The sequence below is a fragment of the Gemmatimonas phototrophica genome (genome assembly GCF_000695095.2).
Classification (GTDB): domain Bacteria; phylum Gemmatimonadota; class Gemmatimonadetes; order Gemmatimonadales; family Gemmatimonadaceae; genus Gemmatimonas; species Gemmatimonas phototrophica.
The window spans coordinates 3,412,137-3,434,816 of record NZ_CP011454.1; the positions used below are offsets into that span (position 1 = coordinate 3,412,137).

Annotated in this window: 18 protein-coding genes; 7 read left to right on the forward strand and 11 right to left on the reverse strand. The window is 64.9% G+C overall.

Annotated elements, in window-relative coordinates; all coding sequences use genetic code 11:
- Window positions 1-7: 7 nt before the first annotated feature.
- Window positions 8-325 (forward strand): hypothetical protein, encoded by a 318-nt coding sequence (locus GEMMAAP_RS14460; RefSeq protein WP_026848623.1) that lies wholly within the window; start codon window positions 8-10, stop codon window positions 323-325.
- A 15-nt stretch (window positions 326-340) separates the two neighbouring features.
- Here GEMMAAP_RS14460 and GEMMAAP_RS14465 read toward each other — a convergent pair whose 3' ends face one another.
- From GEMMAAP_RS14465 to GEMMAAP_RS14490, 6 genes are all read right to left on the reverse strand, one after another.
- Window positions 341-1,036, reverse strand: a complete 696-nt coding sequence (locus tag GEMMAAP_RS14465) for a CAAX prenyl protease-related protein (RefSeq protein WP_082821353.1) — start codon at window positions 1,034-1,036, stop codon at window positions 341-343.
- A gap of 40 nt (window positions 1,037-1,076) precedes the next feature.
- Window positions 1,077-1,370 carry a hypothetical protein gene (locus GEMMAAP_RS14470; RefSeq protein ID WP_026848622.1) on the reverse strand — a complete coding sequence of 98 codons (294 nt, stop codon included), beginning with the start codon at window positions 1,368-1,370 and terminating at the stop codon, window positions 1,077-1,079.
- A gap of 140 nt (window positions 1,371-1,510) precedes the next feature.
- Window positions 1,511-2,194 (reverse strand): DUF4412 domain-containing protein, encoded by a 684-nt coding sequence (locus GEMMAAP_RS14475; RefSeq protein ID WP_026848621.1) that lies wholly within the window; start codon window positions 2,192-2,194, stop codon window positions 1,511-1,513.
- A complete protein-coding gene (locus GEMMAAP_RS14480) occupies window positions 2,191-3,546 on the reverse strand; it encodes an aminotransferase class V-fold PLP-dependent enzyme (protein WP_053333709.1) in 1,356 nt (451 codons plus the stop codon). Before GEMMAAP_RS14480 ends, GEMMAAP_RS14475 begins: the two co-directional genes overlap by 4 nt.
- 85 nt (window positions 3,547-3,631) lie before the next feature.
- Window positions 3,632-5,329 (reverse strand): sensor histidine kinase, encoded by a 1,698-nt coding sequence (locus GEMMAAP_RS14485; protein WP_026848619.1) that lies wholly within the window; start codon window positions 5,327-5,329, stop codon window positions 3,632-3,634.
- Window positions 5,330-5,540: 211 nt separating this feature from the next.
- Window positions 5,541-5,999 (reverse strand): hypothetical protein, encoded by a 459-nt coding sequence (locus GEMMAAP_RS14490; protein ID WP_026848618.1) that lies wholly within the window; start codon window positions 5,997-5,999, stop codon window positions 5,541-5,543.
- A gap of 249 nt (window positions 6,000-6,248) precedes the next feature.
- Between GEMMAAP_RS14490 and GEMMAAP_RS14495 the strand changes: the two genes are divergently transcribed.
- The gene (locus tag GEMMAAP_RS14495; RefSeq protein ID WP_026848617.1) at window positions 6,249-8,210 is read left to right on the forward strand and encodes an alpha/beta hydrolase family protein; all 1,962 of its coding nucleotides are present in this window, start codon (window positions 6,249-6,251) and stop codon (window positions 8,208-8,210) included.
- Window positions 8,211-8,246: 36 nt separating this feature from the next.
- Here GEMMAAP_RS14495 and GEMMAAP_RS14500 read toward each other — a convergent pair whose 3' ends face one another.
- Window positions 8,247-10,961 (reverse strand): TonB-dependent receptor, encoded by a 2,715-nt coding sequence (locus GEMMAAP_RS14500; RefSeq protein ID WP_043579452.1) that lies wholly within the window; start codon window positions 10,959-10,961, stop codon window positions 8,247-8,249.
- 17 nt (window positions 10,962-10,978) lie between these two features.
- The gene (locus GEMMAAP_RS14505; protein ID WP_053333708.1) at window positions 10,979-12,109 is read right to left on the reverse strand and encodes a FecR family protein; all 1,131 of its coding nucleotides are present in this window, start codon (window positions 12,107-12,109) and stop codon (window positions 10,979-10,981) included.
- Between the two features lie 148 nt (window positions 12,110-12,257).
- Between GEMMAAP_RS14505 and GEMMAAP_RS14510 the strand changes: the two genes are divergently transcribed.
- The gene (locus tag GEMMAAP_RS14510) at window positions 12,258-12,809 is read left to right on the forward strand and encodes an RNA polymerase sigma-70 factor (RefSeq protein ID WP_053333707.1); all 552 of its coding nucleotides are present in this window, start codon (window positions 12,258-12,260) and stop codon (window positions 12,807-12,809) included.
- 98 nt (window positions 12,810-12,907) lie between these two features.
- Window positions 12,908-13,819 (forward strand): hypothetical protein, encoded by a 912-nt coding sequence (locus GEMMAAP_RS20625; RefSeq protein WP_026848615.1) that lies wholly within the window; start codon window positions 12,908-12,910, stop codon window positions 13,817-13,819.
- 210 nt (window positions 13,820-14,029) lie between these two features.
- Here the strand turns inward: GEMMAAP_RS20625 and GEMMAAP_RS14520 are convergent, their stop codons facing one another.
- Window positions 14,030-15,031 (reverse strand): PorV/PorQ family protein, encoded by a 1,002-nt coding sequence (locus tag GEMMAAP_RS14520; protein WP_026848614.1) that lies wholly within the window; start codon window positions 15,029-15,031, stop codon window positions 14,030-14,032.
- 17 nt (window positions 15,032-15,048) lie between these two features.
- On the opposite strand from GEMMAAP_RS14520, the gene GEMMAAP_RS14525 reads away from it, so the two are divergent.
- On the forward strand, window positions 15,049-15,651 hold the full coding sequence (locus GEMMAAP_RS14525) for a lysophospholipid acyltransferase family protein (protein ID WP_082821581.1): 603 nt from the start codon (window positions 15,049-15,051) through the stop codon (window positions 15,649-15,651).
- 78 nt (window positions 15,652-15,729) lie between these two features.
- On the opposite strand, the gene GEMMAAP_RS14530 is transcribed toward GEMMAAP_RS14525, so the two are convergent.
- On the reverse strand, window positions 15,730-17,709 hold the full coding sequence (locus tag GEMMAAP_RS14530) for a methyl-accepting chemotaxis protein (RefSeq protein WP_026848612.1): 1,980 nt from the start codon (window positions 17,707-17,709) through the stop codon (window positions 15,730-15,732).
- 246 nt (window positions 17,710-17,955) lie between these two features.
- Between GEMMAAP_RS14530 and GEMMAAP_RS14535 the strand changes: the two genes are divergently transcribed.
- Window positions 17,956-20,268, forward strand: a complete 2,313-nt coding sequence (locus GEMMAAP_RS14535) for a 3-hydroxyacyl-CoA dehydrogenase/enoyl-CoA hydratase family protein (RefSeq protein ID WP_026848611.1) — start codon at window positions 17,956-17,958, stop codon at window positions 20,266-20,268.
- 22 nt (window positions 20,269-20,290) lie between these two features.
- Complete coding sequence (locus GEMMAAP_RS14540; RefSeq protein WP_026848610.1) at window positions 20,291-21,457, forward strand: thiolase family protein; 1,167 nt, start codon at window positions 20,291-20,293, stop codon at window positions 21,455-21,457.
- A gap of 116 nt (window positions 21,458-21,573) precedes the next feature.
- Here GEMMAAP_RS14540 and GEMMAAP_RS14545 read toward each other — a convergent pair whose 3' ends face one another.
- On the reverse strand, window positions 21,574-22,674 hold the full coding sequence (locus GEMMAAP_RS14545; RefSeq protein WP_053333706.1) for a phosphotransferase family protein: 1,101 nt from the start codon (window positions 22,672-22,674) through the stop codon (window positions 21,574-21,576).
- Window positions 22,675-22,680 lie beyond the last annotated feature (6 nt).

The following is a 22,680-nucleotide window of genomic DNA, read 5'->3' on the forward strand; positions in this document are numbered from 1 at the left end:
TTCACCCATGTCGACCGACTGGTTGCTGGGCACATGGCGCCTGATGCGCGCCGATGAACCGCTGGATTTTGCTCCCGGCGTGAGAATGGAATTTCTCCCCGCTGGGGTGCTGCGCTACCACGTGGATGTGGGCGGCACCGATCGCATCATCGAACTGGTCTACCGCGTGGACGGGGATCTGCTGCACACCGATAACCCCGCCGCGCCACACTCCATGTCCGTACGGATGACGCACGGCGAAGGTGACAGCCTGCTCTTCGACTTTGGGGGACCACAGGCGCTGCTGGTTCGTGAAGCCGCCGTGTTGCGGGGGCCCCTGCCATAACCGGCAGCACCAGCGCTACATCCAGTACGCGTACTGTTTGGTGACCAACACAAACGCCGACAACGCCGCATTGGTGACCGCGTGCACCAGCACCAGATCACCCAGCGACTTCGTCTTCCACATGTACCAGTTGTAGATCACTCCACACAGCAGCCCCACTTCCCAGTAGGGGCCGTGTTCGCTGGCAAAGAGCAGCGCCGTACCGACAAATGCGAGCGTGTTGTACGTGCCCATGGGCACCCGCTCCCAGTTGTTGTCCACGATCCAGCGCGGCAAAAATCCGCGCCAGAACAATTCCTCGAGAATGGGCACCAGCAGGGCCGCCCGAAGCACCCGCAGCGACAGCACCAGCGGATTGCTCAGCTCCCCTTCCGGAATGGACGTGGTGATCTCCCCCGTGACGCTGTTCTGGAAGAGCCAGTGTGAGCGGTAGCCTTCAAACAGCTGGTCGGGCAGCACCCACATGCCGCACACGACCAGCCCCAGCAGCGTACTGGGGATCCAGTGTCGCACCCGCAGCGAGAAGACCACATCGCGCGAAATGGTGAGCAGTACGGCAAGCAGTACGCCCACCCGCACGATGGATTCCCACGGCTGCGGCAGTCCCAGTGACGGACCGACGGCCAGCCACAGCATGAACACGGCAAAGGGCGCAACCCACGGCGTGGCCGAGGACTGCGGGGTCATTTCAGAAGGCAGGGGAGCAGACATTCGCCAAAACTACATACGCCGACCGGCCCCGCGCACGGGCTTACGGCCCGTACACGATGGGCGAGGTGCCCTGCCGGATATCCCGAGCCCCGGCGGCCACACCTGAACCGACCGCCAACGCGGCGGTGAGGGCGGTGCCAAGCCCCACAATGGGGAGCACGCCGACAGCCGCGCTACCCACCAGGAAAGCGGCGCCGCCTGCGAGCCACGGGGCCAGCGACTTCTGCACGGCGTCCACGTAACGCAGACGATTGCGGACAAACTTGCGCGTCGTGCCGTGCAGCACGATGGCGACAAGGCTCGCGATAGCGAATGAGAGCAGGAGCGCGATCATGGGACCTCCGGTAATTCAGACGATGCCGCCGGAACGAGCGTCCGTTCCGTAGCGGGGTTGTATCCCCTAACGACAAAGCGGACCAGAGGTTTCACCCCGGATCCGCCGTGTCGAAGTGTCACAGGGAGACCGCAGCGCGATCAGCCCGGGGGACGTCCGCCAGGGGCGGCGATCTTGGTGTAATTCGCCGGCACCGAAAACAGATCGTTGGCCAGGCGTTTCTTCTCCACCTTGATGACCTCCATGGCCACACTCCCGTCGGGGAGCGACACCTTGAGAGGGAAGCCATCCGCAATCTGCTTCTGCCACGCGGGAGCCGGGCCGCGCCGCATCCCCTGCATCGGATCCATGTACCGACCGAGGGCCGTGGTGAGGCACATATCGGTCCCCTCACCCTTGGCCGGTGTCAGCAGCACGTGCTCGCAGGTGAGACCGGCCACGACTTCCTTGCGCCCGGTGCGGGTCACCTTGACGTCGTCGGTCGATGCCGCGGCGGCCGCCTGTGGCGGCACCATGGGCATCTCCATGTACGATTGCTGTGCCACCATGAGCATATAGAGCTTCTGCTCCTGCGGTACCGCCAGCATGGCCATGCCGCCCGCCATACCGCCGCCCAGGGTCACCCGCACTTTCCCGCCACGAACCTGGTACTCCATCTGCTGCGGCATGGCCGCCTGCCCCTGCGTCGCCGCTCCTCGTCCAGTGGCGTTGAGACGCATGGTGATGATGCCTTCAAACGTCTGGGCCAACATCACCCCTGGCGCGCTCACCAGTGCGCCCAGGGTACCCAGGGTGCCCAACACCACTGCTCCTGCACGGATCATGCAATACCCTTGTGAATGGCCGTGAGAACGAGTTCCGCAAAACGGTCGATCTCCTCCAACGTGGTATACACGTTGGGAGTGACACGGATCCCCTTGAACTCGGCATGCACAATGGGCGTCTGGACCACCCGGTGCTTGCTCAGGAGCCATTCGCCCAGCTTGGTCGGCTCCAACCCGTCCACGTTGAAGAACCCCAAGCCGCCCCCCCATGGGCTGTCGAGCGGCGTGAGCACCTTCACGCGCCCCTGCCCTTCAGCCAGCAGTCGCTTCGCCCACCGGTCGCGCAGGTAAATCAGGCGTGCCGACTTGCGCCCCGGGCCGAGCGCCCGGTGAAACGCCAAGGACACGGACACGGCGTTGTGGTTGGCCGCCGGATGCGTACCGACCTCCTCGTATTTCCGGATGTCGTTTGTCTGCCCGTCGTTCTCCGCGTACAAGGGCCAGATGTTCGGGATCTTGTTGCGGCGCACGTAGAGGAAGCCGGTACCAATCGGCGCCAACAACCATTTATGCAAACTCGTCCCGTAGTAGTCACACCCCAGATCGTCGCGCGTGAAGGGGAATTGCGCGAAGGCGTGCGCGCCATCCACAAACACCTCGATATTCTTGGCCCGCGCCATTTCCACAATGGCCTTCACCGGGAGGATCTGTCCGGTGAGGTTGGTGATGTGCGTGATCTCGATGACCCGGGTACGCTCGGTAATCCCGGCCGCAAAGGCATCGACAATCTGCTGCGGCGTGGTGCACGGTACCGGGAACGAAATCTCCTTCACGACAATGCCCTGTCGCCGGGCCCGCTGCTTCCAGCCATTGATCATGCGGCCGTAGTTCTGGTTACTCAGCAGCACTTCATCCCCCGCCTTGAGGTCAAGGCCGTGGATGAGGGTGAGCAGGGCTTCTGACGCGTTGCGCGTGAGCGCCATTTCTTCCGTGTCGCAACCGAACTCACGCGCCATTTCCCGGCGCACCACCTCAATGCGGGGCTCGAGTGTCTGCCACATGTGAATGACGGGCAGTTCGTTCGAGAAGCGGAGATCGCGTTCAAGCTGCGCCATGACATGCGACGGCGCCGGGGAGCAGCCGCCGTTGTTGAGATTGATCCAGGTGCGATCGAGATCAAACGCGCGCTGGACCGGCTCCCAGAAATCCTCGTCACTGGCGAAGGCGAGATCCTCGGCGGCACTGCCGCGCCACAACGGCGCATCCGGATCCAGCAGGCGCGTCCCACGGCTTTTGGCAACGTCCGCCGCGTCGAGCAGTCGGCGGATGGCCCCGGGCGCGAAGCGGGGTGAGGCAAAAGCCGGAAGAGCGGTTGTTCCGGCGAGCGCGGCGACGAACAGGCGGCGGTCCATGAGGGCATAACATGCGCCCAAAGCACACGCCCCGCGAGAGCCGAAGCATCTCGCGGGGCGATCCGGACGAACGGCCGGGTATGCCTTACAGGCCGGCGACGACCCGGCGCGGCGGTACGGCTGGCACTTCCGGCTTCGCCACCTTCGCGCGGGTCCGGTACCGCGGCAGGACAATTTCGAACCGGGCGCCCAACTGCCGGTACTTGTCGATCCGGAGTTGCCCGCCGTGAATCTCCACGGCACGGCGCGCGGTCACGAGCCCCAGTCCACTCGCCCCTTCGGCCGATCGGGTGGTGGCCATGGGCTGGAAGATCCAGTCATGGCGCTCTTCCGGCACGCCCGGACCGTTGTCTTCCACCGCCACGATAATCGTGTCGTCGGTGTGCTGGACCGACACCTGAATGACGCCCCCGCTGCGCTGCGCATCCCATGCGTTCATCACCAACGCCGTCAGCACCTGCTGCAACTGCGACTCGCTTCCCCGCACCAGCACGTCTCGCGCACCGCCGTCCCAGGTCAATTGCACATGCTCGGGGAGCATTTGCCGGAACAGCTCAAGATGCGTGTCCACCAACGCGCGAATATCCACCAGCGATGCCGGGTGCTCCTGCTCCGATGCAATGGCCTGCAGCGCATCCAGCAGCGTTTCGCTTTGCGCGAGCGTGCCGCGCAGCATGGCCGCGTGGGTGGAGCTCAGCACCAGGTCGCTCCCGGGGCGCACGCCAGCCAGCGGCGACATGGACTGCGACACCGCCGACAGCAGCCCACGAAGACGGCTCGACAGGTCGAGCGTTTGCTGGCGATCAAGTGCCCGCCACCGACCGGCATTGAGCGCCTGCTCCGCCCGTCGCTGGTCGCGACGATCGCTGAATTGCGCCGCCACGACCGGCCCCTGCGCCGAATCTTCGAGACGCACCAAGCGCACCTTGACTGGAATCCCGCGCACCGGCGTGACGCCCATGGTGCATTCCAATTCAACCACGGTGCCCGCAGGGGCACTGAACAATGGCGTGACCGATTCCGCCTGCGGCGTGCGATCGGAGGGGACCATCAGCTGCGCGAGATCCGACCCGACGGGCGACACCCGCTGTCCGGTCATCTCCTGCCAGAGGGTCTGCAACGCCTGATTCGCCTCCCGCACGCGCCCGTCACGGTCGATGAGCGCAATCGCCATGGGCAGCGTGTCGAGCAGCGTCGTTGAAGGCGCCAGCTCGCTCACGGTGCGGCGCGTAGCCGATGTAATGAGCCGGCGTAGGGCGCGGACGCTCGAGAGTACCTGATCGGCCCCGGCCGTATCATCAACGACCGCATCGGCGCCCGCATCATTGAGCTCCGACGGCGTGCCTTGCAGCACGAGTCGCGACTGCCAGGCAATGACCGGGACCGGCGCATGATGCGCATCAAACTGCGCACGCACCGCGCGGATGAGCTTCCCTCCCAATACGGTATCTGACGCGCTCACGATGATCGCATCGGGATCCATGAGACGCAGAGCATCCGCCACATCCAACGCATCGCTGGCGGTAATGACGCGAGCGGCTCCCCCCTCGGTGAGCAATTGTCGACGCTGCGTGCGACGCGCCGAATCGGCATCAACCAGCACGACCGCGTACCCCGCGGTGTTATCGAGGACCCGACGGTGCGCCGTAGTGTCCGGCGAGTACGTCCCACCGCGAATCCAATCGAACTCGTCGAGCGGGGTGGGGAGAGCGGGCGAGGTGCGATCAGTCGGTGAGACTGCGCTCCGCAAGACGCCTTCGTCGGCGGCTTTCAACGGATTCATGGTGCGGTTGGGTTGGGGGGATGAACCGTGTATACGGTGTGGACAAATCCTCCCAAACGCCAGAGCACTTCCGTGAATATGATGAATATTTAATTATTGAAACTCCTTAATTTGGAGGAGCTTAGCGTGATCTAGCTCACCAAGTATCTCAGGTAGACAGGCACGGGTTTTGACAACAGCTTTGTGTCCGCTCGTTTCGGGAGCGTACGATTTACCCCCTCAAATGCACGTCTCGCATAAGCCGCCGGAGGGCGAACGCGTTGGCCAGTAAATCGGTGGTTGAGGATGGGGCCTCAAGCACACTGTCGGCCCCGATGTGGAGCATGATGGCGCGGCTGGCACACGGACCGGTGGCGTCTACCTGCCAGGCGATCAGGGGGACCGATTCTTCTGCGGCAGTGATCTGAGCACGGGTTTCGTGGACCAGCTGTTGACAGACAGTCGGATCGTCGGCGCAGACGACCACGACATCGACATGGGCAGCCCGCAGCGCATTTGCCACCCGCGAGGCATCAGGGAGTTCGGCGACACGCGCCCAGCAGCCTCGCAGCTCGGTAGCCCGCGCCGCACGACGCACCGGGTCTGGATCAATGAGCAGAATGAGCGGGGAAGACAAATCCGATTCACCCCGTGTCCGCTTGACGGAAACACACGCGTCGGCGTCGGTCATCAGAAGCACTGGCAGGAGGGTTAGGCGCGATTGGTTGTATGCCTGAGCTCGCTAAGTCTTTAGGGCTACGACCAAAGTCGCTAGGCGCGCCACATTAGTTTTCCATTAACACGATATAAGACAATAACTTACCAGTTTCCGGATGGCTTCGAAACACTGCCGCGAAGAGTATAAACCACTCCCCGTAAAAACGTGAGTTCGTCGATGAGCCGTATCGCGCCAAACCGCGTCCCCACGTATCCTGACCAGATGCGAAGCTCCCTGCACTTTCGCGAGACCTCCGTGTCCCGCGCCGTCGCCTCCACCGTCGCCTCCGGCGTCCTCGCGGTCGTCGCGCTGGCCACGTTCAGTGGCTGCGTGCAACCCCTCACCATTGCCCCCAGCGACGCCGGCCGTGTGCTCGCCAACCGCACGGTGACGGCGCCGAACCCCGGCCTTCCCGGGCCGCTCGCCGTCCGGCGGCTGTACTATGGCAGCGGCAAGGACACGCGCCGGCCGGAATACCGCGACTCCGTCACCTATCGGACCGGGACGGTGGATGCGTCGGCGTTCGCGCGCACCGAGCCCGCCAACGCCAAAGCCCGCAAGAAGTATTGGGGCTTCGACAATACCGCCTTTCCCCTCAATGCACGCGTCTGGTATCCCGAAGGGGATGGCCCATTCCCCCTCGTGCTCGTCGTGCACGGCAATCACAACATGCGGGAGTTCTCCGATCCGGGCTACCAGTGGCTCGGCGAACTGCTGGCGTCGCGCGGGTTCATCCTGGCGTCCATTGACGAAAACTTCCTCAACGGGAATCTCCGCGGCGAAAACGATGCGCGCGGCTGGATGCTGCTCAAGCACCTGGAAGTGTTCCGGGCCCTGAACGACAGTGCGGGCAAACCGCTCTTTGGCCGGATCGACATGAAGCGCATTGCGCTCATGGGGCATTCGCGCGGCGGCGAAGCCGTGGCCATTGCCGGCGCCTTCAACCGCCTGTCGCATTATCCCGATGACGCCACCGTTCGCTTCAATTTCAATTTTGACATCAAGGCGCTCGTTGCCATTGCGCCGGTAGACGGACAGTACAAGCCGGCCGAACAGCCCACGCCGGTCAGTGACTACAACTATCTCGTCATCCACGGCTCGCACGATGGCGACGTGTCAAGCTTCATGGGACTCACGCAGTACAATCGGTTCCGCTTTACGCGCGCCGGGCCAGAGTTCAAGAGCGCCATTTGGATGCACCGCGCCAACCACGGGCAGTGGAACACCGTGTGGAACAACAAGGACAACGGCACGTATTCCGTGCGGGCGTTGCAGCTCAAGGCCCTCGTGGAGGGCGAAGAGCAGCGCCGGTTTGGCCGCGTTGTGATTGGCGGTTTTCTCGAGGCCGCCCTCAATGGTCGCACCGAGTACCAGGCAATCTTCCGCGATCATCGCGCGGCTGGCGACTGGCTGCCACCGGAGATGTACATCACGCGCTACGCGGATGCCCGAACACAGTGGTTGGCCACCTTTGAAGAAGATGTGGACGTGACCACCGGCACGGCGCCGGGGGTCCGCATTCAGGCCGACTCGGTGAGCGTCTGGAAGGAAAACGACTCGCCGGCGCGTGCGCGCGCCTCAACGTTCCGCAGCAACCTGGCCACGATTGGCTGGAACAACACGGCACTCGGAAAGGATACCACGGCGGTGCGGTGGCCGGCGCGCGTGTCTGTGAGTGTGCCGGATTCGCTGCGGCGCGCCTGGCAGATTTCCGGCACCAGCACACTCATGCTCACGATCGGAAGTACCGACCAGAAGCCCGGTGCGCGCAAACTGCCTCGGGATACGACCAAGCGTGATAGCACGGCGCGCGACAGCACAAAACAATCGGCCGCCAAGCGGCCGGATGTCCCGAAGCCCAAGACGCCATCCAAGGATACCGTGGCGCCCGATCTGACCGTGGAACTCGAAGATGGGAGTGGCCGCATAGCACGCCTGCCATTGAGCACCTTTGGCCCGGTACGCATGCCCATCGAGAGTTACATCTACCGACGCAAGGGCCGCGACAAACGCCAGTTCCCCATGTTGGCGGAACCCGTGATGCACACCTTCGTCGCGCCTTTGGCGGCGTTTACCGCCACCGGTTCTGGCTTTGATCCCGCCTCGCTGCGCACGATTCGTCTGGTCTTCGACCGCAAGAAAGTCGGTGCCATCACGCTCGACGACATCGGGATCAGCCGTTAACGGTGCCGCCGATGCACTGGGCCCGCACCTGCGTGCTCAAAATGTGGTGCGCAGTCCGAGCGTGAGCGTGCGCCCCGCAATGACGGTGGCATTGTCGGGGGCGCCGGTCTGCACGTTGAGCAGATTATCGCCGCCCAGCAGCATCGACAGATCACTGCGCACCCGGAGCGTCACGCCGCCACGCAGGCGCGTGACGCCGGGATAGCGGAGCCAGTAGCGGCGCAGGTTGGCGCCCTCAAACTCGCGTGGCGACAGTTCATTCGCCGAGAGCGCGGCGCCAATCGCGGCGCGGTCGTACCCTATCCAGTCGGTCGCCCGAATCGCACTGCCAGTCAAGGTCCAGCGCCCCGCGCTGTAGGCCCCGGAGAGACTCACGGTGCTGGACGGAACATCGAGCATGCGATCACCCACCCGCATCTCGCCGCGATAGCCAGCGGCCAATTGCGCCACACGACTCTCCACCAGTGCCAGGGTGCCGGCGACCGACAGTCGCTGCACACGTGTCGTCGCCTCAAGCTCCCAGCCACGGTTGTCGATGGCCCCCACGTTCTGCAACGTGTACGTCATGGCACGACTGATCCGCCCGTTCGCTCCCACCGCCGTCACCAGCGACGACACGGGCTGTATGAGCCCCGACGCACGCTGATCGAAGCGGGTGAGATGCAGGGCGCTGCGTGCGCCCATGAGCAGATCCACCCCGACTTCGGTACCGCTTTGTTTTTCCGGTTCAAGTGCCGAGAGCGCGGCCAGTTGCCCCTGTCCGAGCCAGGAAGACGACCGGACCAGCGCACGCGCCGGACGAATGCCCGTACCAAAGGCGCCGCGCAGCTTGACCACCGTGTTGCCCACATCCCGGACATAGGCCGCCCCCACCATGGGCAGCAACGATTGCTGCGCCGTGGGTGTGGCACCATCGGTCCGTTCGCCGCGCACCCCCGCCGACGCAAACCACCGGTCGCGCCAGGCGATCTGCGCCTGCGCCGAAAGTCCACTGTTGTCATACAGCGTGCGCTGCGACGGAACGCGGTTGGCGGGTCGCGTCAGCAACTGACCCACCACCGCACCGGGACCGGCCCCACCTCCTGGGGGAGCAGCCGCGTATCCCAACTCACTACGCACCACTTCGTTCGTGAACGCCTGTTCCGCCGCAAAGGTCAACGTGAGCAGCGTGGCAGGGGCCACGTCAAACCGCCCCACCGTACGCAGGCGCAACGAGGCCCGATCGGCCGCCCCCTCACCGTTCCCCGCCAGCGCGGCGTTGGACAACGTTTGCGGACCCGCCAAGGCAAACGCCGACAATCCACGCATCCGGTACCCATCCACACCGGCAATGACGGTATGGGTCCACAGCAGACTGGGCATCACGGCAATGCTGCCGCCAATCGTATACTGCGCGACATCCTGTCCGCTGGCACTATCGGCCGTAACCACCCGTGGCAGTGAATCACCAGGCAAGCGCCCACGGGTACTGTCGCCCACGGCGGCTGCGAGCGTGGTACGTACATCGTTCACGCTCCCCGCCAAGGGGAGCCTTGTCAGCGCCCGGCCAGTTGAAAAACCCGCCAATCCATCATTGCCAAGCATCAGTGACGAGCCGGCGTTCGCGCGCTGCAGCGACAGGCGCGCCATGCCGGTAAAAATCGAATGCTGTCGCGAGAAGCGCCCATCGGCATCGACCAGCAGGCGACGTTCCGAGGCCCCCGGTACATAGGCGCCCACTGTACCCACATTCACGCCGAGTCCGAGGTTCCGGGCCGCAGACCCACGGCGGAACGACAGCGAATGCTCCTGCACGAACGGGTCGCGGGCGGCGTAGGAGGTATTGGAAACGCCGGCGCTGGTGGACATCTGCAGCTGGCGTCGCCCCTCTGGCGCGCCATCATGACGCGTCAGAATGTTCACCACTCCGCTAATTGCGTCGGCGCCGTATAACGCCGCCCCCTGCGGCCCGCGTATGACTTCGACCCGGGCCACGCGCGCGGGATCGAGCTGGGTGACCAGCAGCGGGTTTGCCACCTCGATACCGTCAAGGTAGATCTTGGGCGCGCTCGCCCCAAATGAACTCGCACCGCGAATACTCCCGTAACGCGCCGTGACCGAGCCCGCCGTGGCGGTCCAGGTCCACACACCAGGCACTGATAACTCCAGCGCCTCCCCCAGCGTATTCACGCCGTGCTGGGCAAGCAGTGCTCCATCCAGCACGTCGAGCGCGTAGGGCGATCCACGCTGTGCCGCACCGTCGGGTGATCCCGTCACCACCACCCGGTCCAATTGACTGGCGCGACGCGATATTCCCCCGTCTGGTGCATGGGACGCCGAAACACGTGATGGCGCCAGCACCACTTGGGTGCTCCCCAGGACAATCGGGCGCAACGGGCTGCCCTCAAGCAGCAAGTCCAGCACGGCGCCCACCGGCACGCGCTCCAACGCGAGACAGACGCGGCGATCGGTGGGCAACAGGTCCGCACTATACGACACTTCAAGCTTCGCCACGGCCGCCAGGCGATCCACCGCGTCACGGACCGAGAGATCGGAGATGCGCAGCGTAACGGTGCGATCAAGTGGCGGGGCCCAGAGCGACGCCCGATCGGCCGACGGCACCGACACGGTGCACGGCGGCTCACGAAGCGACCCCGTGTCATGCCGGGGGGATGCGCCGAACGCCGAAGCGGGCAGCAGCGCCCCTGCCAACTGCAAGGCCGCTACGCCCGCCAGTCGCCACCGGCGCTGCGAGTCGTGCAATGGAGGCATGCGCCGGTGCGCCTCGATCAGGGGATCGGCGTGGGGCTGAGTCCTTGCGGCTGAAGCAGCACCGTATCGCCCTGCTGAACCACGTCAGCGCCAAGAGCGAGCGCGATCACCCGCACCACCTGCGTGGCGGAATCACCCCGGAAGGACGCCGTCAGCGTACGACGGGCGAGGACACTGTCTGCGATACGCAATTCGAGCCCATACCACCGCTGCAGGTCGGCACGCACTTCGGCGAGGGATGCGTCGCGGTAGGAGAGCACCCCCCGCGTCCATGCCACATCATCGGCGGTCACGGTGCCACGCCGTACCGTGACGGCCTGCTGCGCGAGGACGCCTCGATCACCCGCCCGCAATTCCACCGGCGCGGCAGCGTTCGCGCGGGCACTCAACGCCACGATGCCATGCGTTACATCTACCGCCACTTCCCCATCAGCCGCCGTCTTCACGGAGAACGCGGTGCCGATGTCGCGAATGTCGGCACTGGCCGTGTGGACGGTAAACGGGTGCCCTTCATCGTGCTGCACATCAAAGTATGCCGCACCCTCAAGCGTGACCTCGCGAGTCCTGGTGCCGTAGTCGGCGGCCAGCGTCAGGACACTGCCGGGCGCGAGCACCACGGTACTGCCGTCGGGCAGCCGCACGGAATCGCGCTGACCTACCTGAGTGCGGTACTCCTGCGCCACGCCGGCACCGGACACACTTCCGGCGCGCCACTGCCCCACCGCTGCGATGGCCGCGAGGCCCGCCGCCATGGCGAACCCCACCACGCGCCACGACCGGCGTGGTGCGGCCACCGCGGCAGCCGGTCGTGCCCCCGACGATGCCGCCGCTCCGCCCCGCTCCACCCGCAGCATGGGGGGGGCGTCGTTCTGGGCCTCGGCATCAATCCGGGCCCGCACGCGGGCCAGCGCCGCCTCGGTGTTCACGGAAATATCGGCCTGCTGCACCACCCGTTCCGATCGGGCCTTAACGACTGCCGCCAGGGCGGCGTCTTCCGGATGGGCCTCCAACCAGGCACGCATGGCGGTGGCCTCCAACGCCGGGCTCTCCCCCGCGACATAACGGGCGAGGGCTTCCCAGTGGTCGTCGTCCATGGCCAAAGGCGCCAGGTCGGAGTCAGGACGGATTTCGTCGGAACGGTCGGACATGCCAGAGAAACACGGGGGCCAAACGATACCCTACGTCCCGGAGCCGGGATGGCAGGCAGGAGGGAAAATAGCATCGGAAACCGCGGGTACGGGTGTAAGATACCAGCAACCGCCGCACCGGCACGCCCACTTCCTTCCCGCATTCACCGTGACCGACTCCGACCTGCTGATACGGCTCCGTCAGGGCGATCACGCAGCATTTGAGACGATCTTCCGGCAGTGGTACGAACCGGTGGTTCGGTCGGCCAACCGCATTCTGCACGAGCCGCAGGTGGCCGAGGAACTGGCGCAGGATGTGTTTCTCGAATTGTGGCGCCGCCGTGAGCAATTGCCCGAGGGGAGCAGTGTGCCGGGCTACCTCATGCAGGCGGCGCGGAACCGTGCGCTCAATCATCTGCGACACCTGCAGGTGCAAAAAAAGTCGCAAGTCTTTGTAGAAGCGCTGAGTGAACCGACCGAACAGGCGGATGCCGATGCGCAGGCCAATGAACTCGACGTCGCCATTCGCGAAGCGATTGCCGAACTGCCGCCGCGTACCCGCGAAGTGTTTCTCATGAGCCGCGAGCGGAATCTCAAGTACAGCGAGATTGCCGAACAGCTGGGCATCACGGTCAAAGCCGTGGAAGCCAATATGAGCCGGGCATTGCGACAGTTACGTGAGAAATTGTCGCCGTTCTTGCGCCGCACCGACAGCACATAGGGTTACGCGCCGAACACGTGTTGCAGAGGATGAACGCCCAGACGATTCCCCGGCGACGGTCGCCGGCCCCGTTTGGCCGCAAACAGGAACCTCCACATATGTCACGCCCATTCTTCCGCACGCTGGCCACGGCAACCGCGCTGCTCAGCGCGACTGCGTGCACGCTGGACAACTTCGGTGGCCCCAACGACACCATGCAGTTCGACACGGCGTTCGACAGTGCGCCGGCGGGCATGGATGTGACCTCGAGTACCTTCGCCGCCGATAGCAACGGCGCCTGGGGCGGCCCGCGTCGCGGCCGTGGCCCCGGCGGACCGGGGATGTTGGGGCTGATGGGCGGTGGCATGGGGCCGGAATTCATGGGCAGTGGTGGCATTGGCCGCGGCGCGCATCGCGGGCCGTTCGCCATTCGCATTGATTCCAGCTGTACGGTGGCAGCGGGTGATGTGACCTGCACCCGTACCCATAATGGACTGACCGCCACGACGATCTACACGATCAAGGATGCGGGTGGCGCGGCGCAGACGAAGCTCGACACCATTACCACGAACTCGGTGCGTACGCGCACCACGGTGAGCGGCACCACCACACGTGGTCGCGATGGCGCGAGCGTCACGGCGACCGTCAGCAACTCGAGCGACCGCACCGTCACCGGGCTCGCGGCGGCCAGCACGCAGCGTACCGTCAACGGCACGTCCGCCGGGAGCGAAAGCACCACCGGCACCAACCGCGACGGACAGGCCTTCACCGCGGCCCGCGTCTCCTTCGACACGACCACCGGGCTGGTGATCCCCGTGTCCACCACGGCCCAGACCTTCCCCACAGCGGGCAAAGTCATTCGCCGCATGAAGGTCACCACGACGGTGGCTGGCAGCACGCCTTCGGTGCGTGAGCGTCGCGAAGAAGTGACGTACGATGGATCGGCCACCGCCAAGGTCGCCATCACGGTCGATGGCAGCACCAAGAACTGCACCATGGCACTGCCGCGCGGTCGCCCGAACTGCGGCTGATCGGTTGTGGGTCTGAACGCGTAAACCGCCCCGCATCGTCCACGATGCGGGGCGGTTTTTTCGCGGCCATGGGTACGGCGCGGTGTTCGGCCAGTGTGTGTGTGTAATCGGCGTATGCGATCGGCGCATGCGATCGCGAGGCCGCAACACGGCCCCCTCAGCGAGTCTGTTCGGGGCAGCCGTGCGCTTCCGCGCGGCACGACCGAAGTATCAGCGAATGCGCACGCCAACCCTGTGCGCCACCGGTCGGCCGCCGCGCATGGGCTCCATGGCGTAGTCCAGCGAGAACCGATCGACGTTCACCCCCACCCCCGCGGTGACCAGCGACTCGTCGCGCTCGCGGGGCAAGCGCAGTCCCTGGCGCAGCACGATCGCCACCCCTTCCACCGGCACGTAGCCCAGCTCCACCCCACCCGCCGGACGAACGAAGCCGTCGCGCTCCACGCTGAGTTGGGTCTGCATACCAATGTCCCAATGCTCCCAGATGGGAAAGAGCCCGCCGCCATACCCCACGGTCACTCGCGTGGGCAGGGCGCCGTTCACGCCCCCCAGGGCTGGCGATGCTCCGAGATTCTGGATGCTCGCGCTCAAGGTGGCGGGGCCCATGGCTTTGTTGATCCCCACATCAACGGCCAGCGAACCGTCACGCACGTCGGCGAGGCGCTCTTCGGCATACTTCACGCTCGCGCCGAGCCGCAGCCCCTTGATGGTGTGCGCCACCCCAACGGTAAACGCGCTGCTGGACGCGGACACCGGTCCGCCATCGGAGAGGCGTGTAGCCCCGGCACGTACCGCGGCGTCCAGATCGTTATAGCCCGGCGCACCGTAGTTGAGCGTTTGCGCCCCTATCCCAATGGAAAACGACCCGAGCGCCTGCACACTGCCGAACGCCCCCGTCGTGGCCTGCGCGCCGTATCGCTGGACCGACACCGCCACCCCGCGCGCCTGCGCCAGCATCCCCGGGTTGTAGAAAATCACATCGCCATCATTGCCGGACACCCCGGCGTTGGCCATGGCGGCGTACCGGGCGCTGGCCGGCAGCCGCAGCACCAGCGGCGCCTCCGGGCGCCCTGACGTTTGCGCCAACGCCTCGCGACCAGCCACGAGGGCGAGGGCGGCACACATGAAGGCTCGAACAGAATACCGCGACCGGCGCAGCATACGATGGCGGGCACCGTGAGGCGTCCGTCCCTTGCGGAGCAAATGGGTCATGAGTTCAAATGAACGCCATGTCGCAATCCGTCGCCAGTTGGCAGCTCGGTCCCGAAGCTCCCCAATCCCATCGTCCCTGGCTGCGCGCCCTCGGATGGTGGATCCTCCGCCGTGCCGGATGGGACTTTTCCGGGCAGATGCCGAACATCCCCAAGTTTGTGGCTATCGTGGCCCCGCATACGTCAAACTGGGACTTCCCCATTGGCCTCGCAGCCAAATGGGCGCTGGGGTTTGATGCCCATTGGTGGGGTAAGGACTCCCTCTTCAAGCCGCCCCTCGGCTGGTTCATGCGCGCGAACGGGGGTATCCCGGTTGTGCGGACCAACAAGAACAATGCCGTGGAGCGCACCGTGGAGCTGGCGCGCCGCAGTGAGCGGTTTGCACTGGCTCTCGCCCCCGAAGGCACCCGCAAGAAAGTCAGCGATTGGCGCAGTGGCTTCTGGCATGTGGCCAAGGGTGCCGACATCCCCATCTGCTGCGTGGCGCTGGACTGGGAGCACAAGCTCGTGAGACTTGGCCCTACGGTCACCGCCGACGAGGATGATCCCGCCGTTGGTATGGCCCGTATTCAGGCCCTGTACCATGGCATCAAGGGCTACAACCCTTCGCAACAGCTATAGGGCACGGGCCGTTCGCTCGGTGGAGGGCACCCCATGGCATGATTGCCAACGTGCCGCCGTGAGCGGTGCTCCCAATCGTTACGCCACGCGCACCGGTGCTCCGTACGATCGGGGCGCGATTGACGGAGTGACGAGCACATCGTTCGACGACTCCAGCTCAAAGCGATCCACCTGATCCAATACGCGCTCGGCATCGGTCAACACCACCGTCGCCACCTGCACCGTGGCATCGGCAGCCCGCGCCGTCTCCATCAGCTGTGCTCCCAGCAATCCCAGCGACGCCGCCTGATCATGCACATCAGCCGCTTCCTGAGCGACCTCGTCCGCTTTTTCGGCCACCCGGTGCCGGAGCTGCGCCACGTCCTGCTGCACAACAACCAGTTGGGCCGCAACGGCATCGGCAAACTCCGATCCGTCACGCGCCGCTTCGGCGGAGCGCGCAATCAACTCCCCGGTCTGTCGTGACGCTTCGGCAGCGCGGAGGGCAAGGCTTCGCACCTCCTCAGCCACCACGGCGAATCCACGACCCGCGTCGCCGGCGCGCGCCGCTTCAACCGCCGCATTCAACGCTAACAGATTGGTCTGGAAGGCGATCTCCTCAATAGTGCGGGCGATACGCGCACTTTCCGCGGTCGAGGACCGCACGCGCTGCATGCGCTCGGCCACGCCGGTGACCGCTTCTGCCCCCGTACGCACGGCGCCATCGACCCGACCCGCCTCGTCACGCAGCTCCAGCATCTCCCGCGACGACAGGGTGATCCGTTCCACCGTCTGATCCAACAACCGGGCCACGTCACCAAGGCGGCTGGCCCGGGCCGATGCATCATCGCGCAACTGGGTGTTCACGTCCACCAGGTCATGGGCATGCGAGCGGGTTTCGTCCGCGGCTTCCCGAATCTCCAGCAGGGCAGTGGCCAATTGTCCCAACGCGGTATTCACGGCGCTGGAGATCGCCCCAAACTCACCCGGCAGGTTCGCCGGCATCCGGCCCTGCAAGTTCCCCTCTGCAGCCTGCGCCAGCACGGTTTTGGCCGAACGCATAGGGGCGGCGACCGCAGCAACGGCACTGTCCAACGCGGCATGCAAGTCGCCGTAGACGCCGGGGTGGACGCTGCCACGTGTGAGATTTTCCGGCGAGAGATCACCGACTTGGACCCGACCGATGCGCTCCTGCATCGTGGCGAGCACCTCTTCCAGGGCCGCCATCGCCTCCCCCACGCTGCGCACGACCGCGTCGGCTTCGGAGGCAATTGCATTACTACTATCGGCAATGGCGCCAATTTCGTCTTCGCGCTGCAACGCCAGCGGCGCGACAACCGCGACTTCGCTGAGTTCGAGCTTGCCAATCGAAATGGCCTGGGCTGACGACGCCAGTGGCGCGACGACCTGCGTCCGCACCAGGTCAAGCTGGCGCGAGACCGCCAGGACGGGCTGCGTAATGCCACGGATCACGCGCCAGCCACCTACCGCCAGCCCGCCGCACATGAGAATTGCCAAAATCGTCAGGAATACTTCATCACGCGCCAGCTGGGTCTTGTGACTGCCGGCGGTCGCTTCCAGATCATCGGCCACCATGTCGACCAGAGAATCGAGGGTGGCCACCGGCGGGCGGTCGAGCCCCTTGACCTCAGCGTCGGCGGTGGCCGCGAGCCGATGTGTGTCGGCCTCGAAGTTCGCCATCGCGGCGAGATACCGGGTATTCAGTGTGCTGTGACTGTCGCTGAACCGCGCCAGGAGCGCGTGCTGGGTGCTGTCGGGAAGGAGGCTATTCAACGTGTCAGCCAGCGCTTGTACTGTGCGCGATTCGTCCAGGAATTGCGCGCGGTATTTCTTCAGGCTCGCATCGTCCTGTCCACGGAGCAGCACATTCTTCCACTCCTGCACCTGCATCTTGAACGCCACTTGGGTTCGCCGAGCCATGAGCGCAGCCCGCACCGTTCGACCGATCAGCTGCTCTTCCTGGCGCCCCAGGTCCCGAACGTGTGCAAGGGTGAGCATAATGATTCCCGCCACGGCCGCGAGGCCAGCAGCAAGGATCCATGTCAGACGAGTCGTCATCGACTTTGACATACGTTCGGCGAGCGTGTTGTTGGAGATCCAGCGTTGTCCAAGAAGGCTTCGGACGATATGACATGACGCTGAAGTCATTTTTCACGGCCGTTACAGAGGGCGCCATTCCGTTACACCCGGCACCTGGCAGTTTCTGGAAAACATGACGCCGGCGTCGTGTTTCTATCCCTTACCCCCTTCCGCCCGGCCGTTCCGGCATGGATGTTTTCCGTATCCCTTACGGAGAGAGCCTGAATGCGTGTGACGACCGTCGGCGTGGTGGGCGCCGGCGCCATGGGGAGCGGCATTGCCGCGCTCGCGGCGTCGGCGGGCTGCCGCGTCGTGCTCCTCGACATCCCCGGCGACGCGGACCCCGCCTCGCCCAATCGCAGTGCCCCCGCAAAGAACGGGCTTGCCAAGGCCATCAAGAGCAAGCCGGCGTCCTTCATGGAAGCCGCCGCGGTGGCGCGCGTGCGCGTGGGGAACACCGACGACCATGTGTCCTGGCTCGCCGAGTGCGACTGGATTTGCGAAGCCATCATTGAACTGGCGGAACCCAAGCAGCAGCTGTTCGCGCGCATCGAAGCGCTCATGAAGCCCACCGCGATTGTGTCGTCGAACACATCGGGCATTCCCATGGCTACGTTGCTCGAGGGACGCAGTGAGAAGTTCCGTCGCCGGTTTCTGGGCACGCACTTCTTCAATCCGCCGCGCTACATGCACCTGCTCGAAGTCATCCCTACCCCGGAGACCGATCCCGCGGTCATTGGTGCGATGAATGGCTTCGCCGAACGCACGCTGGGCAAGGGCATCGTGATCGCGAAGGACGTGCCCGGATTCATTGCCAACCGATTGGGCGTCTACGGCATGGTGGCCACCATGCGCCGCATGCAGCAGCACGGTCTTACTATTGACGAAGTGGATGGTCTTACCGGCTCACTCATTGGGCGCGCCCGTTCAGCGACCTTTCGCACCGGCGACCTGTCGGGGCTGGACGTCCTCGCGCACGTCACCAAGGGAATAGGGGCCGCCACCGGCGAGGATTTTGCGCTGCCTACCTGGGTGCACGAGGCGCTGGTGGGCACCGGCAAGCTCGGTGACAAAACCGGTGGCGGTTTTTACAGCAAGACCAAAACCGGCACCCTCACCTTCGACTGGAAGACCACGAGCTACGTTCCGCAGCAGCGGCTTGAAGGTGGAGACATTAGGCAAGCCATTCGGTTGCCCATTGCCCAGCGACTCCCCGTCATCAAGACGCTGCCGGGGGCGCAGGGCGCCTTTGTGCGTGATCATGTCGTGGATGCCGCGCACTACACGCTCACGTTGGCGTCGCAGCTCGCCCACGACATTGTCGCCATCGATCGCGCCATGGAGTGGGGTTACGGCTGGGAAGCAGGGCCGTTTCAGGTCATGGATGCCCTCGGCATTGACTGGCTGCGGGAGCAGTTCAAGGCGGAAGGGCTGGATGTTCCGCCGCTGTTGGAGCTGGCACAGGGATCGTTCTACAAGAATGGCGAATACCTCACCTTCGATGGTCAGTACGAACCCCTCCCCGCCATCCCGGGACGCATCTCGCTGGCCGGATTGGCGCAGAGCGGACGCGTGCTCGAAGACAACGGCCTCTCGCGCCTCATCGACCTTGGTGACGGCGTGGCCTGTTTCGAGTTCCGCTCCAAGATGAACAGTCTTGGACAGGGCGTGTTGGAAGGACTCGAAAAGTCGCTGCGCAAGGTGGAGAAGCTGGGCTTCAACGGCCTGGTCATCGGCAACGAAGACCCGCGCGCTTTCAGTGTGGGCGCCGACCTGTCGCTGGTGTCGTTTGCCGTCTCGGCCGGCGCGTGGGATGACATTGAAGCCTCCATCCGCACGTTCCAGGATGCCGTGATGTCCATTCGTCGCGCACCGTTCCCGGTGGTGGTGGCGCCGGCGGGCATGACGCTTGGCGGCGGCTGCGAGTTCACGCTGCACGCCGATGCCGTGCAGGCGCACGCGGAAACGTACATGGGGCTCGTGGAAGTGGGCGTGGGCCTGCTCCCCGGTGGCGGCGGCACGAAAGAACTGCTCATGCGCTTCACCAGCGAATTGCAGAACTACGAAGAGGTGGATCTCTTCGCCGCCGTAAAGCGCGCCTTCAAGCTCATCGCGTTTGCCACTACCACCACGTCGGCTTTCGAAGGCCGCGCCTTTGGCTTCCTGCGTGATCGCGATCGCATTTCCATGAATCGTGATCATCAGCTCAGCGATGCCAAGCAGCGCGTGCTTGATCTGGCGCCGGGCTATCTGCCGCCCATCGAGCGTACGGTGCGGGCGCTGGGCCGTGAAGGGATTGGCAATCTCGAATACGCCCTCTGGGCGGCCAAGGAAGGCGGACAGGCCAGTGCGCATGATGTCCGGGTCGGCCGCGCCGTCGCCTATGTGCTCTGCGGTGGTGATGGATCACCGCGCGATGTCACCGAGCAGGACCTCCTCGACCTCGAACGCGAACAGTTCCTGTCGCTCCTTGGCACCAAGGAAACGCAGGAGCGCATCGCGTATACCCTCAAGACCGGCAAGCCGCTGCGCAACTGAGCGCGCGACAGGAGATAACGAGATGACCGAGGTCGTGATTGTCAGTTGTGCGCGCAGCGCCGTGGCCCGCGGAAAGGCCGATGGGGCGCTGGCGAACGTGCATCCGGTGGATCTGTCGTCCACCGTCATGAAGGCTGCCATCGAACGGGCCGGGGTGGATCCCGTGCTGATTGAGGATGTGCAGTGGGGGTGCGCCATGCCGGAAGCATCCCAGGGGCTTAACCACGCGCGTTTGGCGTGGCTACGCGGCGGATTGCCGGTGGAAACGGCAGCGGCTACCGTGAACCGGTTCTGTTCATCAGGGTTGCAGTCGGTGGCGTATGCCGCGCAGGCCATCATGGCTGGACAGGGCGACGCCATCATGGCCGGTGGCATCGAGATGATGTCGCAGGTGCCCATGAGCGGCTACAACGCGCGGCTGGCACCGGAAATCACCGAGAGCTACATCGGCATGGGCTTCACCGCCGAGCGCGTGGCCAAACGGTGGGAGATCACTCGCGAACAGCAGGATGCGTTTGCGCTGGCCAGTCAGCAGAAGGCCGCCGCCGCCGTGGCGAGCGGCGTCTTTGCGCCGGAGATCGTCCCCATCCATACGCAGCGCTACCACTGGAAGGGCGCCAGCAAGACGGTCACCGACATGGTGTTCGATACGGACGAATGCCCACGTGCCACAACGGCCGAGGCTCTGGCCAAATTGCGCCCCGCGTTCATGCCTACGGGTTCGGTAACGGCGGGCAACGCGAGTCCCTACTCCGATGGTGCCGCCGCCGTGCTGGTGATGCGCGCCGACACGGCCAAGTCCCTCGGCCTCACGCCGCTCGCCCGGTTCGTGAGCTTCGCGGTAGGCGGCGTGGAGCCGGACATCATGGGTGTGGGCCCCATCAAGGCGGTGCCCAAGGCACTCAAGCGCGCTGGCCTGTCGCTTTCCGATCTCAAGCTGATCGAGTTCAACGAAGCGTTCGCCGCGCAGGCGCTCGCCGTGATCAAGGAGCTCGACATGCCCACGGACATCATCAACGTGAACGGTGGCGCCATTGCCCTTGGCCACCCGCTCGGCGCCACCGGCGCCAAGCTCACGACCCAGTTGGTGCACGAACTCCGCCGCCGTGGTGGTGGCTACGGCATGGTCACCATGTGCATTGGCGGAGGCATGGGCGCGGCGGGAGTCTTTGAAGTGTACCCGCAGTAGGGGATAACAGCAGTAACAGCGTTATGGGTTATGGGTTATCGGGTTACCGCGTTAACGCGGCAACCGCAGTTCCCGCAGTTACTCGGTAACCCGATAACCCATAACCCATAACGCAGTTACGCTGTTAAAACCGCCCTTTCCGCTCTCTCTCCGAGCGCCGCGACTACGTTGCCCAGCGACGCAAACCGCGGGTCTGCGGTGAGGCCTTGGCGGTAGCGCGCATAAATCTGCTGGGCAATGACCGCGACCTTGAACAATCCGAAGGCCAGGTAGAAGGGCGCATCACTGATGTCACGCCCACTCGCCGCTCCGTACGCGGCCACCAGTTCGGCCCGCGTGTACGCTCCGGGCAAGGCGGTGACTCCCAGCCCCAGCGAACGAAAGATCGGCGCGTCATCGGCTTCCACCCAATACGCCAGTGAGGTGCCCAGATCCATGAGCGGGTCGCCCACCGTGGCCATTTCCCAGTCGAGAATGGCCAGCACCTGCGACAGGTCGGGGGACAGGATCAGGTTATCCAGTTTGAAATCGTTGTGCACCAGACTCACGCCGCGCTCTGGCGGGCGATTGGCCTCCAGCCATGTGGCCACCCGGCTTATCGACGGCACATCGTCCGTGCGTGATGCCTGCCATCGCTTGGTCCACCCCTGCACCTGACGCTGCACATAACCCTCAGGGCGTCCCAGGGTTGCCAGTGGGCCATCATCTACGGGCACCGCATGCAACTGCGTCAGGGTGTGCACGAAAGTGCGGGACAACGCCCGCAGGCGCCCCGACACTGTTTCGCCGTCCTGAGGCAGTGACGGCGGCGCCGCTCCGCGCAGAATCACGCCGCGCACATGCTCCATGAGATAGAACGGCGCGCCAATTACCGACGGCTCGTCGCATTTCACGAGAGGGCGCGGGACGGGTACTCCCAGCGGATGCAACGCAGCAAGAATTCCGTACTCACGGGCCACATCATGCGCGATACCACCGCTCACGCCGCGGGGCGGTCGGCGCAGCACCAACCCGCTGTCCCCATGTTCATGGTGCAGGGTGACCAGATACGTCAGATTCGAGAACCCGGCCGGGAACTGCCGCACGTCCATCGTACTGCCGGCCGGCACCAACATTGGCATGGCCGTGGCCAACCAGCCCCGTAGCGCTTCCACCGGCACGTCCTCGCCGGAACGCACCGCTGTGGTGTCAGCAGCGGCGCCTGCAACATCACCCATACAGGC

What these genes read in the sequence shown, in the direction of transcription:
- GEMMAAP_RS14460 (WP_026848623.1), top strand. Translation starts at nt 8, where the DNA reads ATGTCGACCGACTGGTTGCTGGGCACATGGCGCCTGATGCGCGCCGAT.
- GEMMAAP_RS14465 (WP_082821353.1), bottom strand. Translation starts at nt 1,036, where the DNA reads ATGTCTGCTCCCCTGCCTTCTGAAATGACCCCGCAGTCCTCGGCCACG.
- GEMMAAP_RS14470 (WP_026848622.1), bottom strand. Translation starts at nt 1,370, where the DNA reads ATGATCGCGCTCCTGCTCTCATTCGCTATCGCGAGCCTTGTCGCCATC.
- GEMMAAP_RS14475 (WP_026848621.1), bottom strand. Translation starts at nt 2,194, where the DNA reads ATGATCCGTGCAGGAGCAGTGGTGTTGGGCACCCTGGGTACCCTGGGC.
- GEMMAAP_RS14480 (WP_053333709.1), bottom strand. Translation starts at nt 3,546, where the DNA reads ATGGACCGCCGCCTGTTCGTCGCCGCGCTCGCCGGAACAACCGCTCTT.
- GEMMAAP_RS14485 (WP_026848619.1), bottom strand. Translation starts at nt 5,329, where the DNA reads ATGAATCCGTTGAAAGCCGCCGACGAAGGCGTCTTGCGGAGCGCAGTC.
- GEMMAAP_RS14490 (WP_026848618.1), bottom strand. Translation starts at nt 5,999, where the DNA reads ATGACCGACGCCGACGCGTGTGTTTCCGTCAAGCGGACACGGGGTGAA.
- GEMMAAP_RS14495 (WP_026848617.1), top strand. Translation starts at nt 6,249, where the DNA reads ATGCGAAGCTCCCTGCACTTTCGCGAGACCTCCGTGTCCCGCGCCGTC.
- GEMMAAP_RS14500 (WP_043579452.1), bottom strand. Translation starts at nt 10,961, where the DNA reads ATGCCTCCATTGCACGACTCGCAGCGCCGGTGGCGACTGGCGGGCGTA.
- GEMMAAP_RS14505 (WP_053333708.1), bottom strand. Translation starts at nt 12,109, where the DNA reads ATGTCCGACCGTTCCGACGAAATCCGTCCTGACTCCGACCTGGCGCCT.
- GEMMAAP_RS20625 (WP_026848615.1), top strand. Translation starts at nt 12,908, where the DNA reads ATGTCACGCCCATTCTTCCGCACGCTGGCCACGGCAACCGCGCTGCTC.
- GEMMAAP_RS14520 (WP_026848614.1), bottom strand. Translation starts at nt 15,031, where the DNA reads ATGACCCATTTGCTCCGCAAGGGACGGACGCCTCACGGTGCCCGCCAT.
- GEMMAAP_RS14525 (WP_082821581.1), top strand. Translation starts at nt 15,049, where the DNA reads ATGTCGCAATCCGTCGCCAGTTGGCAGCTCGGTCCCGAAGCTCCCCAA.
- GEMMAAP_RS14530 (WP_026848612.1), bottom strand. Translation starts at nt 17,709, where the DNA reads ATGACGACTCGTCTGACATGGATCCTTGCTGCTGGCCTCGCGGCCGTG.
- GEMMAAP_RS14535 (WP_026848611.1), top strand. Translation starts at nt 17,956, where the DNA reads ATGCGTGTGACGACCGTCGGCGTGGTGGGCGCCGGCGCCATGGGGAGC.
- GEMMAAP_RS14540 (WP_026848610.1), top strand. Translation starts at nt 20,291, where the DNA reads ATGACCGAGGTCGTGATTGTCAGTTGTGCGCGCAGCGCCGTGGCCCGC.
- GEMMAAP_RS14545 (WP_053333706.1), bottom strand. Translation starts at nt 22,674, where the DNA reads ATGGGTGATGTTGCAGGCGCCGCTGCTGACACCACAGCGGTGCGTTCC.